Origin of the sequence: Methanolobus bombayensis (assembly GCF_017873415.1) — an archaeon.
In the GTDB taxonomy this organism is placed as follows: Archaea; Halobacteriota; Methanosarcinia; order Methanosarcinales; family Methanosarcinaceae; genus Methanolobus; species Methanolobus bombayensis.
This window is the reverse complement of the sequence record NZ_JAGGKD010000001.1, coordinates 311,013-325,481: the sequence shown is the minus strand read 5'-3', so window position 1 is coordinate 325,481 and position 14,469 is coordinate 311,013. Positions and strand designations below refer to the sequence as shown.

15 protein-coding genes and 1 tRNA gene are annotated in these 14,469 nt (G+C 41.2%); 3 read left to right on the top strand and 13 right to left on the bottom strand.

What is annotated here, in order from left to right:
• The first annotated feature begins 1 nt into the window (after position 1).
• Complete coding sequence (locus J2746_RS01745) at positions 2-706, top strand: archaetidylserine synthase (protein WP_209615279.1); 705 nt, start codon at positions 2-4, stop codon at positions 704-706.
• Positions 681-1,040 (top strand): dihydroneopterin aldolase family protein, encoded by a 360-nt coding sequence (locus J2746_RS01740; RefSeq protein ID WP_209615276.1) that lies wholly within the window; start codon positions 681-683, stop codon positions 1,038-1,040. Before J2746_RS01745 ends, J2746_RS01740 begins: the two co-directional genes overlap by 26 nt.
• Before the next feature lie 21 nt (positions 1,041-1,061).
• Here J2746_RS01740 and hisC read toward each other — a convergent pair whose 3' ends face one another.
• From hisC to J2746_RS01695, 9 genes are all read right to left on the bottom strand, one after another.
• Positions 1,062-2,153 (bottom strand): histidinol-phosphate transaminase, encoded by a 1,092-nt coding sequence (hisC, locus tag J2746_RS01735; RefSeq protein WP_209615273.1) that lies wholly within the window; start codon positions 2,151-2,153, stop codon positions 1,062-1,064.
• A complete protein-coding gene (locus J2746_RS01730) occupies positions 2,140-3,315 on the bottom strand; it encodes an acetylornithine transaminase (RefSeq protein ID WP_209615271.1) in 1,176 nt (391 codons plus the stop codon). The genes hisC and J2746_RS01730 overlap by 14 nt, the downstream gene beginning before the upstream one ends.
• A 128-nt stretch (positions 3,316-3,443) precedes the next feature.
• Positions 3,444-3,785, bottom strand: coding sequence for a hypothetical protein (locus J2746_RS01725; protein WP_209615268.1), 342 nt, complete (start codon positions 3,783-3,785; stop codon positions 3,444-3,446).
• A gap of 49 nt (positions 3,786-3,834) precedes the next feature.
• Positions 3,835-4,701 (bottom strand): acyltransferase, encoded by an 867-nt coding sequence (locus tag J2746_RS01720; RefSeq protein WP_245249918.1) that lies wholly within the window; start codon positions 4,699-4,701, stop codon positions 3,835-3,837.
• Between the two features lie 108 nt (positions 4,702-4,809).
• Positions 4,810-5,244 carry a PUA domain-containing protein gene (locus tag J2746_RS01715; RefSeq protein WP_245249917.1) on the bottom strand — a complete coding sequence of 145 codons (435 nt, stop codon included), beginning with the start codon at positions 5,242-5,244 and terminating at the stop codon, positions 4,810-4,812.
• Positions 5,245-5,702: 458 nt separating this feature from the next.
• Positions 5,703-7,169: an RtcB family protein gene (locus J2746_RS01710; protein ID WP_209615262.1), complete on the bottom strand. Its 1,467-nt coding sequence runs from the start codon at positions 7,167-7,169 to the stop codon at positions 5,703-5,705.
• Between the two features lie 124 nt (positions 7,170-7,293).
• Positions 7,294-7,743 (bottom strand): archease, encoded by a 450-nt coding sequence (locus J2746_RS01705; RefSeq protein ID WP_245249916.1) that lies wholly within the window; start codon positions 7,741-7,743, stop codon positions 7,294-7,296.
• Positions 7,744-7,813: 70 nt separating this feature from the next.
• On the bottom strand, positions 7,814-8,425 hold the full coding sequence (gene pgsA / locus J2746_RS01700; RefSeq protein ID WP_209615259.1) for an archaetidylinositol phosphate synthase: 612 nt from the start codon (positions 8,423-8,425) through the stop codon (positions 7,814-7,816).
• A 93-nt stretch (positions 8,426-8,518) separates the two neighbouring features.
• A complete protein-coding gene (locus J2746_RS01695; RefSeq protein ID WP_209615256.1) occupies positions 8,519-9,079 on the bottom strand; it encodes an aldolase in 561 nt (186 codons plus the stop codon).
• Positions 9,080-9,177: 98 nt separating this feature from the next.
• On the opposite strand from J2746_RS01695, the gene J2746_RS01690 reads away from it, so the two are divergent.
• Positions 9,178-9,251: transfer RNA gene (locus J2746_RS01690), tRNA-Thr, on the top strand.
• Positions 9,252-9,303: 52 nt separating this feature from the next.
• On the opposite strand, the gene J2746_RS01685 is transcribed toward J2746_RS01690, so the two are convergent.
• The 4 genes from J2746_RS01685 to J2746_RS01670 form a co-directional block, all read right to left on the bottom strand.
• Entirely contained in the window at positions 9,304-9,543 is a 240-nt protein-coding gene (locus J2746_RS01685) for a hypothetical protein (RefSeq protein ID WP_209615253.1), read from the bottom strand.
• A gap of 101 nt (positions 9,544-9,644) precedes the next feature.
• Positions 9,645-10,511 carry a Rossmann-fold NAD(P)-binding domain-containing protein gene (locus J2746_RS01680; RefSeq protein WP_209615250.1) on the bottom strand — a complete coding sequence of 289 codons (867 nt, stop codon included), beginning with the start codon at positions 10,509-10,511 and terminating at the stop codon, positions 9,645-9,647.
• Between the two features lie 92 nt (positions 10,512-10,603).
• A complete protein-coding gene (locus J2746_RS01675) occupies positions 10,604-13,660 on the bottom strand; it encodes a carboxypeptidase-like regulatory domain-containing protein (RefSeq protein ID WP_209615248.1) in 3,057 nt (1,018 codons plus the stop codon).
• Between the two features lie 194 nt (positions 13,661-13,854).
• Positions 13,855-14,325, bottom strand: a complete 471-nt coding sequence (locus tag J2746_RS01670; RefSeq protein WP_209615245.1) for a hypothetical protein — start codon at positions 14,323-14,325, stop codon at positions 13,855-13,857.
• Between the last annotated feature and the right edge of the window lie 144 nt (positions 14,326-14,469).

The window sequence follows — 14,469 nt, the reverse complement described above, 5'->3', positions numbered from 1 at the left end:
AGTGAACCAGATACTCCATACTTTGAAACTACCTGACTTTGTCACCATACTGAATGCATTGTGCGGAGTCGTTGCAATTATTCTTGTAATTAATGGTTTTACATACCTTGCTCCATTACTCATACTGATTGCAGCAGTTGCTGACGGCATTGACGGACATATTGCAAGGAAATTCACATCAAGTGAAATTGGTGGAAATCTTGATTCACTTGCTGATGCTATCTCTTTTGGAGCTGCACCCGTCATAATTACATACTCATTGACAGGAAATAATGCACAATACATCCTTTTACCTGCAATGTTATTCTACTTCACCTGCGGTATCCTGAGACTTGCAAGATTCAACACCATATACAAGAAAAAAAATGCATTCAGCGGTTTGCCAATAACTGCTGGAGGGATAGCTGTTTCTGCATACCTTCTTATGGGAGAGCAGTTTTTTGATGTTTATGCCATAGCTGCACTTGCACTTGTTCTCGGAATACTAATGGTGAGCAACATAACTTACATTAAAGCAAATAATAAAAAAATACTCATCCCACTAACAATTATATTTGCCGCAACCATTATTTCATTTATTATAAACATAGAATATACTCATATCATGGCATCCATACTTTCAGGAATTATGGCAATTTACATAATTTCACCTATTATCAAAAAGAACAAAGAGGCACATTATGCAGGAAAACGAAGTGATAACTGACAGGGACAACGTACTTTTTGAAGCAGGTATCAAACTTGGTGCTCTTTATCACCAGTTCACCGGATCCCCAGTTAATCTTGATACAGTTGAAAGTCTGGAAAAAGGAATACAGGAAAGCATTTCAGTCCAACCTTGCGTTGAGAATATCAGTGTTTCCATCAACAGAGACATGATCAGGTCAAAACTTAACGGCAAATACGGCTACTGTGAACTTGAAGGCCGTATGCTGGATGTTCATATCACAGCAGTATTCGAAAGTGCAAAAGCAGATGTCAGCCTGGCATTTGACACAGAGCTTGACTATCCGCTTATGAAAATAGAAAAGATATATTAATTTCCCTAATTAGATTCAATTCTAATAGGCCTTTGCATTCTTAAAGGCTGATACTACTTTTTCATTTTGTCCTCTGGTTCCCACGGTCACACGAATCAGTGATTCACCGGCATTCTTGAATGACCTGCAATCCCTGACAATGATACCTTTTTTCAGAAGAGACTCAGAAACATCTCTTGCAATCAGAGGTGAAACATCCACAAGAATGAAATTAGCCTGGGAATCGTATACCTTGAAAGGAATGTTTTCCGTCAGATACTTACGACCTTCCACAGTCATTGAGATACTCTTCTCCAGATATTCAGAATCTGAAAGTGCAGCCATTCCTGCCATAATAGCAGGCAGACTTACATTGAAAGGAGTAGCGATCTTCATGTATTGAGCTTTGAGCCATGCAGGCATTAAACCATATCCAATTCTCAGACCTGCAAGTCCGAATGCCTTTGAAAATGTCCTGCCGATTATGAGGTTGTCATATTCAAGTACCAACTTTGAAAGACTTTTGTCTGCAAACTCAACGTATGCCTCATCCACAAACACAAGTCCCTTAGTAGACTCAATAAGAGAACGAACATCCTCTTCTGAAGTGAGCATTCCTGTAGGATTATTAGGGGAACAGAGGAATACAACCTTTGTTCTGTCAGTAATTGCTTCCTTTATGGAGTTTACATCGAATTCCAATCCTTCGCCAGGAGCCACATGAACAGCAGTTGCTCCGTTTGCCCTTGCTGAAATCTCATAATAAGAGAATGTTGGAGTTGGAATTACAACCTCGTCTCCCGGCTCGATGAGCACACGCATCATATTGTCAAGTAAACCGTCCATTCCAGGACCTGAAGCACATATGTTCTCTGCCGGAAGACCTGTATAAACAGAGATAGCTTCTACAAGCTCAGAAGCATCCGCAGATGGGTATATGTTCACTTTTGATGCGGAGGATACGAGAGCTTCAACTGCCTTTGGGGACGGTCCGAGAACATTTTCATTGGAACCGAGTTTTATGATATCCTTCGGGTCGATGTCGTATTTCTTTGCAATATCTTCTATGGACTTTCCCGGAACATATTCTGCAATTGAGGTTACAGCTTCCTTGATTAGCTCAGGCCTGCTCAAGTACGCCCACCACCCTGTCGATCTGCTCTTTTGTGATCACCAACGGAGGTGCAATACGCAGTACTGTTTCTGAAGTGCAGTTCAGAAGAACTCCATTCTTACGGCCATGTTCCACAAGGTCAGCACACTTGCGGTCAAACTGGACACCTATCATAAGGCCTTTTCCACGGACTTCTACAAAACCATCTGTTGACAATTTGCTCAATTCACTGCGGAAGTATTCCCCCATTTCCTTTGAGCGCTGAATGAGATTTTCATCACGTATAACTCCGATTGATGCAAGTGCTGCGGCACATGCAAGTGGACTTCCTCCGAATGTTGCAGCGTGTTCACCACGGTTGAATGAAACTCCTTCACGTGCAGCGATAGCACCCATTGGAAAACCTCCACCTATTGCCTTGGCCATTGTCATGATGTCAGGTTCAACACCAAATTGTTCCTTGCAGAACCAGGTACCTGTCCTTCCAAAACCGGTCTGAACCTCGTCAAAGATAAGGAGAACTTCATTCTCGTCACATATCCTGCGGACCTCTTTCAAATAATCCGGTGAAGGAACGTTTATGCCACCTTCTCCCTGTATCGGTTCAACTATAACAGCGGCCGTGTTTGAAGTGATAGAATCCGCTATTGCCTGTGCATCATTGAAAGGAACAAACTTTTCTTCCTGCACAAGAGGCTTGAAAGGGGCACGGTAAATATCTTTGTATGTCAGACTCAGTGAACCCATGGTACGACCGTGAAATGAGTGTTCAACTGCTATGAAATCTGTCTTTTTGGTTGTAGCCCTTGCAAGTTTCATTGCGGCTTCAACTGCTTCTGTTCCGGAGTTACAGAAGAACACACGATCCATTCCAGTCACGTTGACAAGTTGTTCGGCAAGCTCTGCCTGAGGCTCTGTGTAATAGAGATTTGAAACGTGAATTAGTTTCTCAGCCTGTTTTTTTATTGCTTCTGTTAATCGAGGGTGGCAGTGACCTATATTATTCACTGCAATACCAGCAACACAGTCCACATATTCCCGGCCTTCGATATCGTAGACCAGAGAACCTTGGCCGCTTTCAAGTACCAATGGCTGTCGGCCGTATGTCTGCATTACATATTTTGAGTCTTTATCGAATATGGATTTAGACCCTGATGATGACGAAGTATAATCCTGTTGCATATTAACACCTTTTCACTATAATTATTAGAACCGTTTTTAAATCTGACTATCGCTACATCGCTACGATAAAAACAAATAGAAAAAAGTAACCATGACCAGCCAGCCAGCAGCCAGCTGAACGCCACTTATCAAAGAATGCGTCTGTCAGGGACCTTTATCGCTACATAGAGATGATAAAGGAAAATCAGCATTGTTATCTGGAAGAGCAGCATCATAATGCTATTAAAATCATCGTTCTGCGTGCTTCCAGGCATGGAATTTATCGTTACCAGTGCTTCAAAAAGATAAAGCACAAAACCAACTGTCAATAATACAAAATACTTTTTCAGATTGTTAAATGATACATAAATTCGTGAGCGTATGACATCGGGATCGATCTTCACCAGGAGATAAGATGTCAGTAACGCCAGGACCACAATACAAAGACGTATTGAAAGATCCAGAAAATTGAACATTGAATTCAGACTCATAGCCATCCCCTCATAATTTTGTGTAAACATATACTAAAACTAAAGCCATTCAGACATCCAGTTCCATCAGTTCATTATCACTAAGAGAATCATCTTCCTCACGCTCAAAGATTATACCTCCGGGAGCACGCATTACACCGTCAACACGAGCACTTTCGTGAATCGTTATCGACTGTGAGTTGATCTCCCCGAGAATATGGGTTCCGGCAGCAACGTAAACTTTGCCTCTGGAAATTATATTCCCGTGAATCACATTATCATTTCCGAGCTTTACATCCTGGATTGTACGTATGCTTCCATATAATGTGGTCTCGTTTGCCATGTCAAGAGAAGTTGCACGTATATTCCCGACAAGCCTGCATTTGCTTCCGATAATTGCATTTGAAGGAACCCTTATGGAATCCATGGATATCCTGGAACCATTAGGAATGATCATGGAATTGAGCCCTATGGACTCCTCATCATCTTCAAAAAGCTCCTCTAATGCCTTTTCAACTTCCTCGTCCTTCCCAAGTCTCAGAAGCTCGCTGATATAAAGGAAAAGATAAACTATGACCGGAACCGGATTTCTTACAACTATCCAGCCCTTGGCTTCAAAACCACCGTTGATCTTTACATCGTTACCAATATCGAGGTCACCTTTAACCACCAGTTTACCATCAATGGTTACGAATTCTCCGATATAGGCATTCTGATCTGTTTTGACGTTACCGCCAATTTCTGACCAGATATCGACCCTGGCATCTCCAGTGGTAATCAGATCTCCTGCGAGGGTGACCCTTTCACCAAATATTGCTGAATTTGCAATGATACCGTACTTTATTTCAGAGTGATTGCCTGCAATAACATCCCCATCTATGACTATTGTACGTTCTTCCATCCTTGTGTTGTCTGGAATTACAAATGTCTTAAACATCTCCTCTTCTATGCTTTCACTCTCCGGTCTCGGATATACTGTATCAAAGGCACTACTATGACTTTATTTTCATCGTATTTAATAGAGATAGATTTATAAATAGTTATTCTAAGATTGTGCTATCCCCCGCCTTACATCAACTGCAGGACCCCTGTCCAAGTGAAGTGCTTCAGCAGGTGAAAGTAATAGCTGCCCTGTTGCAAGGATCTCATCCTTTCCATCAACTATTATAACCTCGTCTCCTGCCCTTAGTTCCGGGTCAACTGCAACTACGTGTTTTGCAAAAGCGGTTTTTCCTTTTGAGACAAATGGAACTGCATCATCACAGATCACAACTCTTGATGCAGGCTTTTCAAGTCCCTGATGAAGTGCAGCAGCTCCGTCTATGCTGAGAGTGAGCATTCCGTCCCTTGCACGAACTGTTGCCATGTGCTTTCCGTTGAACTGGACCTGTCTTACACGTTTTGTCCTGGAAAGCTGGAATGCAACACCGTCAGGAAAAAGGATCTCTCCACAACCCTTACCGAACTGAATGTCGGCCATTGTCCTTACTCTAATGAGATTTTTATCTGCATTGCTCATAGTTGCTAAATAAAGTATAAGTTTTAAAATGATAGCGGTTAAATTGATATGAGATTATCTCATATTTAAGGAAGTGGAACTTATTTGCTATATAAATAATGTCAAACAGATTTATATATAATAATGACCAATTATAAGTTGAGGAAACGGGAACTACTGCTTGTAACTGTATTCAAAGGTATAGTAACTGTAACCAAGCAAAACCATTCATCCCCTCAAACATGTCCCCGTTTCCTCGTTGCTCAATAATGAGCAAGACTTTTCTTATGTTGCTTAACTGATTAGTGTAAACTCTGCATATCAAATATTTTTAAAGTAATTAGTACATAAATATCATCAATATACCATCAATTTTAAAATTAAAACTTATTCTGAGAAAAAAGAGAAAAACTAAAAAGAGAAATTAAGTCAAAGGCAGATCAACCTTTGACAACTCCCATTGGAAGTACACGTGCAACTTTTGTGGCAATGCCGAGATTGTGTACGACATCTACAACATCACTGCTGGATTTGTATACTTCCGGTGCTTCCTCGGCTATGAGTGATGGCTGGGTTGCTCTTACGATAATTCCCTCAGACTTCAGTTCTTTCTGAATCTCTTCACCACGCAGCTCTTTCTTTGCCTTGCTTCGGCTCATAACCCTTCCTGCACCGTGACAGGCACTACCGAAGGTCAGTTCCATGGCAACAGGACAGCCTTTTAGCACATAAGATGCAGTGCCCATACTTCCAGGAATAATGACCGGCTGTCCTATGCCCTTGTAATCCTCCGGAATCTCAGGATGATCTGCAGGGAATGCTCTTGTAGCACCTTTCCTGTGAACATAGACTTCCTTTTCTTCGCCATCGATCATGTGTTTCTCAAGCTTGGCAACATTGTGAGCGACATCATACACAAGATCTAGTCCAAGGTCACCGTGCTGAGCCTTGAAGAACTCATCAAAGACCTCACGTGCCCAGTGCATTATCATCTGGCGGTTCACCCATGCATAGTTTGCCGCACATGTCATGGCCTTGAAATAATCCTGTGCTTCCTCTGAGCTTGCAGGAGCACATGCCAGTTGTTTATCAGGGAGAGGAATCTTGTACTTCTTGGAAGCCTGTGTGAGCTTCTGGAGATGGTCAGTACATATCTGGTGACCTGCACCTCGTGAACCGCAGTGGATCATGAAGGTTATCTGTCCTTCCTTAAGGCCGAAAGCTTTTGCAGCTTCTTCATCATAGACCTTATCCACATACTGCACTTCAAGGAAATGGTTCCCACTTCCAAGAGTTCCTATCTGCGGACGACCTCTTTTCCGGGCTTTAATACTTACTTTTGAAGGATCAGCACCGGACATCTTACCATTGCTCTCACAATGACTTAGGTCTCCCTTCATACCATATCCATTCTTAACAGCCCAGTTTACCCCATTGATAAATACGTCATCCAATTCCTCATCGTTAAGTCTCATACGACTTTTGGAACCAACACCTGAAGGTATTGCATCGAATAATGCATCCAGAAGCTCTGAAAGCCTGGGACGGACATCATCTTCCATGAGATTAGAACGGATGAGGCGTACTCCGCAGTTGATGTCAAAACCTACACCACCCGGGCTTATCACACCTTTAATCTTATCGAATGCTGCAACTCCTCCAATGGAGAATCCATAACCAAGGTGAGCATCTGGCATTGCCATGGAGTATTTCTGTATTCCCGGCAGGGATGCCACGTTTGCGACCTGATCGATGGTTTCAGGTTCCAGCATATCAAGGAGAGGTTTTGATACGAATATCCTTCCCGGAACATTCATTCCAGGTTTGTAATTACCGGGCACCTCCCATGTATTATCATTTACTTTAGTGAGAATATCTGAAATTGATTTTTCATTTTCATGTGACATGTTATTCCTCTTGTTTTTCTTCCTTCTGTCGTCTATAATGAAGAATATGTGTTCTAATCGTATGAATATATTGATTACAAAAAATTGATTGACCTGGTAACCAGGAACAGATTGGAACGAAATTTCACGTATCCACTGTAGCCTGGATCATCCAGCCATCATCTGACTTCTCGATCCTCATGTCATTATAAGTGGCGGCCTTTACCTCAGTATCAAAGACATGAACTGAAAGATCGATTGTTTCTCCATAGAGTGTTGCTTCAAGGGAGCATTCTTCATCATCTTCATTAGTGGTGATCTTACTGACCTCCACGCGGCCAAACACCATTTCATCTACCTCGAATACGAAGAGTATCTCGGAAAGCCATTCAAAGAGCAGGCTGTCAAGGTCAAAGGATTTAAGTTCAATATTTACTGACAGAATGTTGTTGACAGAAGAGGTTTCCACCATAACATTAAGCATGGCAAGGGCGGCATTCTCAAATGCCTGCTCAAGGCTTTTGCCGTAAGCCCGAAACCTTACATCAGCAGTGTGCTCCAGATACTCGTATTCAAGATCCATCTCAGATGACATGAGCTTTAATTGGTCTTGAGATAATTAAACTAGCCCCCTGAATTACCGGAAGTTTACTTGCAGGATTTAATCATTCCAGTTGTTTCCAGATGTGATTTATGCGCTGGAAAGCTGTGATGTGGCTTCCAACTCCAATAATAAGTATCATCCATCCAAGAGATGAGAATCCGAGAACTTCACCCTGATAGAAGTAATAGATCACTGAAGACAACATGATAAGAACAAGTCTGTCTGCTCGACCTATGATTCCACCATAGTAACGTCCGAGATTCAGTGCCTGTGCCTGTGTTCCGAGGTAGCTTGTGAGAAGGACACCAACGATGGTTATGACACCGATCTGCCAGTCCACATAGCCTCCGAAGAAGACACCGCATATGATAAACACGTCTGAGTACCGGTCAATTACATGGTCAAGGAAGTCTCCTCGCGCACTGGCTGAGTTAAGATAGCGGGCCATGAGGCCGTCCATTGCATCAAAGAATGAATTGAACGCCACCATCAAGCCTGCTATGAGTACAAGTAGAGGATCAGAGGCAGAGTAATAATAACGAAAACCGGCAGCTACTGCAAAAAACAGAGAAAGTAGCGATATTGTATTAGGAGATATGCCCATGTCTGCCATTTTTCGTGCCATTGGCTCAAGTATTTTTGATGCCACAGGTCTTAGAGCATTGAATGTCATGAATATTGTACCAAATGAGCATTTTTATGATTTAACGTTTTCCGGGAATTATAATATTTTAGAATAATTTCAGGCTACCTGACAGGCAAAGTTTCATGCTCTGGTGTTTACTGCAAGGTCGTACCAGTATTTTATCTTGCATGAGTGCTCCACCTGTGTGGTGAGTACATAAGCCTCATCCAGTACTTTTCCTATGGCAAAAGTGCCGTGACTGTAGATAATCGCGGTTTTGTTATTCGCAAGGGCTGATGCAAGGTTGCCCGCAAGCTCATCAGAGCCTATGCCGCCCTTTACAATCGGAACTTCCCCCAGGAAATATTGCCCTTCGCTGTCTGCAGGCTTTATGCTTTCACTTTCTTCAAGGAGAGAGAGTGTCACTGCAAATGGACAATGTGCATGAACGATTGCAAGAGCAGGAGTTTTGCTATAGATGGCACGGTGAACAATAGCTTCGGATGAGGCAATCATGTCAAGGGGAGATGTTCCATCGATGCGCACCTCTACTACGTTATCCTCTGTTATCTCGTCCAAGGCGCAACCGCTGCGTGTGATAAGCATTTTGCTGCCAATTCTTACACTGATGTTGCCAAAATGTGATTCTACCAGCCCGTTTGCCACAAGTTTTTTTCCAATCCTCGAAATTTCATGCCACATAGGTATATCTCCGGGTAGTCTGCTACCATAAAATTTATCTGCTATTATGATATGTAAGGGAATGCTTTCCATAAAAAGATGTGGAATGCAATCATGTTGCCTCGATGGCTCAGCCCGGCAGAGCGAGTGATTTGTAATCACTAGGTCGCGTGTTCAAATCACGCTCGAGGCTTCATATTCTCTGATTCTGAAGTATATTACCTAAATTGATTTTTTGTAATAGCTCACTTCAACTGATGTTTTTTCATTTGATACTTTGCCATCATGTTAGAACCCAGGGTATATATCAGAATCACAATCCCCAGCCAGATGAAATGGCTTCCCAGATCAGATCGTCCTACATATTTAAGCATCAAACCCGTACCGAAGATCAGTAAATTTACCATACCTAATTTCTTGTTCTTTTTAACTGTGTCCTCGTATATCTGCCTGTGAACAATATATTCCTTTTTTTCTTTTTTCATACTATCATATCCTGAGTAAAAGAACTATTTAACAAGCTGCACAAAACACTTTTGGAAAAGAATATGCCTGCAATACAAGTTCACAGGTTTTTCCAACTATCTCATACAACGTCAAGTAAATTCATGATACCATGACAATTACACGTAGTTGCAATGAAAAAAACACGATCCTCAACCGGGCAGAAATCCCTTTTTTCGTGTACATACTTCACATACTCCATCAAAGAAAGCATATATTCCTTGAAATCAACTCCCATTATCCCGCCAATTCCCGGTTTCATCTGGCAGCTTTCAAAAACCCAGCCTTTGTAAGATGGTAACAGTTTTCTGACATATGCAGTTATAGTCTCGGGCTTTTCCCTCTTGAAATTGTAGCAATAATCTTTGGGGCCCATGCAGTTATCAGGACATATCTCTCCCGGCTTTGCGTATGAGAACATGATCACACCGTCTTTCAGGGAACTGAAAACAACGATATTTTCAGGTAAAAGAGACAGGAGCTTGTTAAAATATGCCTTCATTTCTTCATCCTTATCATCTATATGGATATCTGAGATCAAGTGGTCTGAAGATGCCGAACTCAGCATATCAATTGCCATATTCACAACCGCATGTGTGGGTACAGCAGGAATTATGAACTCAGGGATTCCAGCCTCAAGTATCTCAGGAACATTGTGGACATCCATGCAATGGAAATAAACATTACCCGAGTTGGCTTTTGATTTTTGGAAATCCTCTATCAGACTAAAAAGTTCTTTGCGATTTATGTTTATTGAATTGTTGGCGGCATTGGCTGACTTATCAACGTCGATAATAACTACAAAAGGGAAAGACTTATCTTTGGCATATCTGGCAAAATCACTTCCTATTTTTCCGCCACCCAGTACCAGATAATAACCTTCTATTACTGATAGTGACTGAAAGCTGTTGATTTTTCGATCCAGAGTGGAAACAGGTTCTTTATTCACAATAATATGAAAAGTGAGCAATCTATATTAGATTTGTTTTAAGAAAAATTAAGATTTCCGGAGAAAAGGAAAAAGAAAAAGATGAACAAGAATCACTTCTTCTTTTCCTTTGTTTCATTGATCTTCTTCTTAATATCCTCCCGGGCCTTGTTGATCTGAGGTCTGGCCTTTTCGTATCCTTCCCTGGTCTGCTGTGCAGCAAATTCCGCACCTCTGGCAGTGCAATTAGCAGCTTTTTTACTGGCTTCTCTTATAGCAGGTATCCCTTTATCATTGAATTCCTGAGACCCTTTTTTGATTAGTTCCTGCGCCTTACCCTGTGCTTTTGTCAGATCCACTGACTTTACCAGATTTCCTGACTTTTTCATGACCAGAAAACCTGCACCGGCTACAAAGCCGACGAGGATCAAAGGTATCAACCATAGTAATGACAGACCCCTGTCATCATCGGCATCAAGTTCATCATCTGAGAACTTTACATCTACTTCCTGACCAAGATCACCTTCATATGCATATGTCGGTTCAACATCATTATACACAATATACTCCATATCACCGGTAACACCCGTACTTTCCAGTGAGAACTCATGTTCATCGAAGTACTCAGAAGGCTCTTCCAGTTCATTTATCAGCTCCTCATTACTGATAGTATAGATTTTTTCAGCAGTATATTCCACAGAGTAAGGTTCAATGCTGATCTGTGCCGGAACGTCTGATGGAAGAGGCTGAACATACAATAGGCCATCTCGCAGGTCGACTACGTATTCATAGTCATCACCATATCCTGGATCAGGATAATGTACTTTTACAAGATACTGACGTATTTCATCATCTTTTACTTTCAGGTAAGCACCATCTATCCTTACGGCAGTGCTCCTGTTACTTCTTTCATAGTTAGCAGCTTTTCCGATAACCATGTTTTTCTTATATTCGATCTCAGAAGTGGAATTCAGACATCCCAGATCAAAGAAGACTTCACCTGAATCATATCTTCTATTATTGTTAGCATCCCTGAAACCTTCAAAAGTGTCCCTCTTACCGTTACCTTCTGTGGTATCAGCAAAGAAACCATGTTCAATGAATATTTTATCAATCTCTGCAGATTTGCTGGGATTTGCTTCTCTGAAAGCAACATAATAATCATAGAAATCTGTTCTCTGAACCTTAAGCACGGACCACATATCATAAAGGGACAGGGAAAGAGAATCACCATTGTCGTTTTTCTTATCATACATATCCCACAGAACAGAGGCAACTGCAAATTCCTCATCATAACCTTTCCCATCCCAGGGATGATAATTGTTCTCAAGGCTACCGAAAGATGCATAGATATCCGATTTTGTCTTGCCGTCAGAAGGATTGCTGTCCCCGAACTTATCGGAGATCACAAGAGCAATGAACTCTGCAAACCCTTCATCAAAGGAATCTGCAGTGTTAGGGTTCAGGAACCCATCATGGTTAACTGTACCTGCCTCTTTACCGCCGCTTGTCCATCCTCCATAGTTAGCATACATCAGATGATGAGCGAACTCATGGTACTCACGGTTCTTCGGCCTGTTCGAGTTGGAGTATCCAGCATCATTACTTGAAATAAGGATTTGTGATTCTCCCGGAGAATAGAGGGTATTGTCATTATTATTGCCCACAAGTATCTCCACAGGTAACTTGTAATCTATGTTGGCCTCAAGGTCAACAAGACAAAAATCTACAGCCTCAGCTGTATGGGCATAAATGACACCAAGACTTTTCATATCAGCAAGATTGCCGGTACTGCTGGCTTTATCCCTTCCCTGAGAACCATCCAGTCTGATATGGGCTTCGATATTTCCCTGATCAACTATAGTCAGTTCCTGGTAATACCAGGCATTTTTGTAAGTGTTTCCATCCAGATCATAAAGTAGGAAATAGTTCGTATCATCTCTTTCGTAGGAAAGAATAACAAAGAATTCCACTTTAACATTCTTTTCTTTATCATCAAGTTCTATTGTAACAGGAATCTGAAAGTCGCCATGTTCATCTGCTATACCTTCAAATACCTCGCCTTTTACCCTTGCTTCAAGCTTTGCATATGATAGTGGGTTTCCATCAGCATCGCTGACCGAACCGCTTATGTACAGAGTCTCAGGCCCTTCTTCAAGGGGTAATTCTGTTTCAAAAACAGAAGGATATGAACCACTGGAAGTACCAACGGGTGTATAATACTGACTTCTGGCTATGTTATGGAATTCATCCAGAGATTCTTTGACAGCAGAATCCACATCTACATCTTTTACACGCTGGATCTCCTTTGCTATCCATGTTTTGTAGATAACAAAATCATTGACAACTACCTCAGATGTATAGCCTAAAGAGATCGAATACTCATCATAAGGTTCTCCGTTGTCGTCATAAAGTGTTTTTTTTGACTTGTCAACACTAAACATATAGTAACCCCTGGAAGGACCTGTATTTCCCGGGCTACCATAATATTCAGAAACTTCCATACCTTCTTTAGGATTATCAAGGTATTCTTTTGGTATGGATGTGCATGATATATAATCGTCATTAACATTTCCATAACATACTTCTCTGCCAAAAGATCCCATGTAGCGCTGCATAGGATCATAAATTGAATTCACATCAGACGCCCTCACATAACCGAAACTGGGAGTATAAGTTACTTTATCCCAGTATTCAGTCTTGAATTCTCCATCGGGAAGGTCCGGAAGATCCGCATAAAAGCTTACAGGTGAAGCATGAACTTCCTTTGAGACAGTTCCGACTGTACCCATATACATGCCCCAGTCCGGATATTTGCTTTTCATTTCTTCAACATCACCGTAAAACCGGAATGATACGGCTGCTTGCTCATCTCCTTCCCTGAAACCTGAAAACATCACAGCATCAAAAACTATCTCATCCTCACCTGAATATTCAAATTCGTTTGGTCTGGAAGTTTCACCAGTTCTTTTTAAATTGATATTTCCATGAGTACCCACACTGATCCTATGTGTAAGTTCCCGTAACATAGGATCATCAATGACCAGTTTTACCTGAAATATTTCACCTGACACCACATTATCTGGCATTTCTATCCTGGCATTCTGTCCGGCAGAAACAAGAGGGCAGAGCAGGATAAGTAACATAATCAGAACAACATATATTCTCAATTTACCACCAACACTTTATTTAAAAAGAATTCAATTATTTGTTGTTATGCATCAAAAATTTATAAACATATATATATATATTAAATGATAAAAATAAAAATTAACCCGAACATGAATTAATCACATGTTCTGGCCTTGTACCACATACCTGAAAGTATCCTGTACTTAACAAAGAACAAGATTCCATGTACTGATCAATTTACCCTGTTGCCGTATATAGCTTGCAAATGCCCCTTTGGATCAAAATCGGTTTTGTACTTCAGTTTCCCTGAATCCGCCTTGATGATAATCTCCCAGGTTGTTTGAGTTATACCATCGTCATCCGATCTGGTCTTTTTCTTGACCTTGACAGAACTTATAGTTGAGTTAGGAATTGCAAAATTTGCTTTATCCTCTGACAGCGCAGTCTGTGCACTCATGCCTGCATATCTTTCTGCATATTTGTTCGCACCGGATATCTGAGCACCCCACTGACCAAAGAAGCCTTTACCTTCAGCTTTGGCCTGTGCACGGGAATCTTTTATAACCTGATTCAGCATTTCACGTGTAACCTTTGCTATGACGGTAGTATCAGGCGTTGCGATCAAAGTGAACATGTCATAGGACATACCCAGCATCTTACTTTTCTTCAAATTCGGAACTATTCCGATGATTTCATCATCCATAGGAAACCTCCTTGCCATCTATTGAATTGAAACCACTTCTGTAACATAGAATTACAACCATAGATGATAATAATAAACGTATAAAGTAATAAATATATAAAGATTGTCTTTTGTTTTTTCTATGAAATCAAATAGCAAAAACGT

Excerpts from the sequence above, each read along its gene's own strand:
- J2746_RS01740 (WP_209615276.1), top strand. The coding sequence starts at position 681 with ATGCAGGAAAACGAAGTGATAACTGACAGGGACAACGTACTTTTTGAA.
- J2746_RS01730 (WP_209615271.1), bottom strand. The coding sequence starts at position 3,315 with ATGCAACAGGATTATACTTCGTCATCATCAGGGTCTAAATCCATATTC.
- J2746_RS01725 (WP_209615268.1), bottom strand. The coding sequence starts at position 3,785 with ATGAGTCTGAATTCAATGTTCAATTTTCTGGATCTTTCAATACGTCTT.
- J2746_RS01720 (WP_245249918.1), bottom strand. The coding sequence starts at position 4,701 with ATGTTTAAGACATTTGTAATTCCAGACAACACAAGGATGGAAGAACGT.
- J2746_RS01715 (WP_245249917.1), bottom strand. The coding sequence starts at position 5,244 with ATGGCCGACATTCAGTTCGGTAAGGGTTGTGGAGAGATCCTTTTTCCT.
- J2746_RS01710 (WP_209615262.1), bottom strand. The coding sequence starts at position 7,169 with ATGTCACATGAAAATGAAAAATCAATTTCAGATATTCTCACTAAAGTA.
- J2746_RS01705 (WP_245249916.1), bottom strand. The coding sequence starts at position 7,743 with ATGTCATCTGAGATGGATCTTGAATACGAGTATCTGGAGCACACTGCT.
- pgsA (WP_209615259.1), bottom strand. The coding sequence starts at position 8,425 with ATGACATTCAATGCTCTAAGACCTGTGGCATCAAAAATACTTGAGCCA.
- J2746_RS01695 (WP_209615256.1), bottom strand. The coding sequence starts at position 9,079 with ATGTGGCATGAAATTTCGAGGATTGGAAAAAAACTTGTGGCAAACGGG.
- J2746_RS01685 (WP_209615253.1), bottom strand. The coding sequence starts at position 9,543 with ATGAAAAAAGAAAAAAAGGAATATATTGTTCACAGGCAGATATACGAG.
- J2746_RS01670 (WP_209615245.1), bottom strand. The coding sequence starts at position 14,325 with ATGGATGATGAAATCATCGGAATAGTTCCGAATTTGAAGAAAAGTAAG.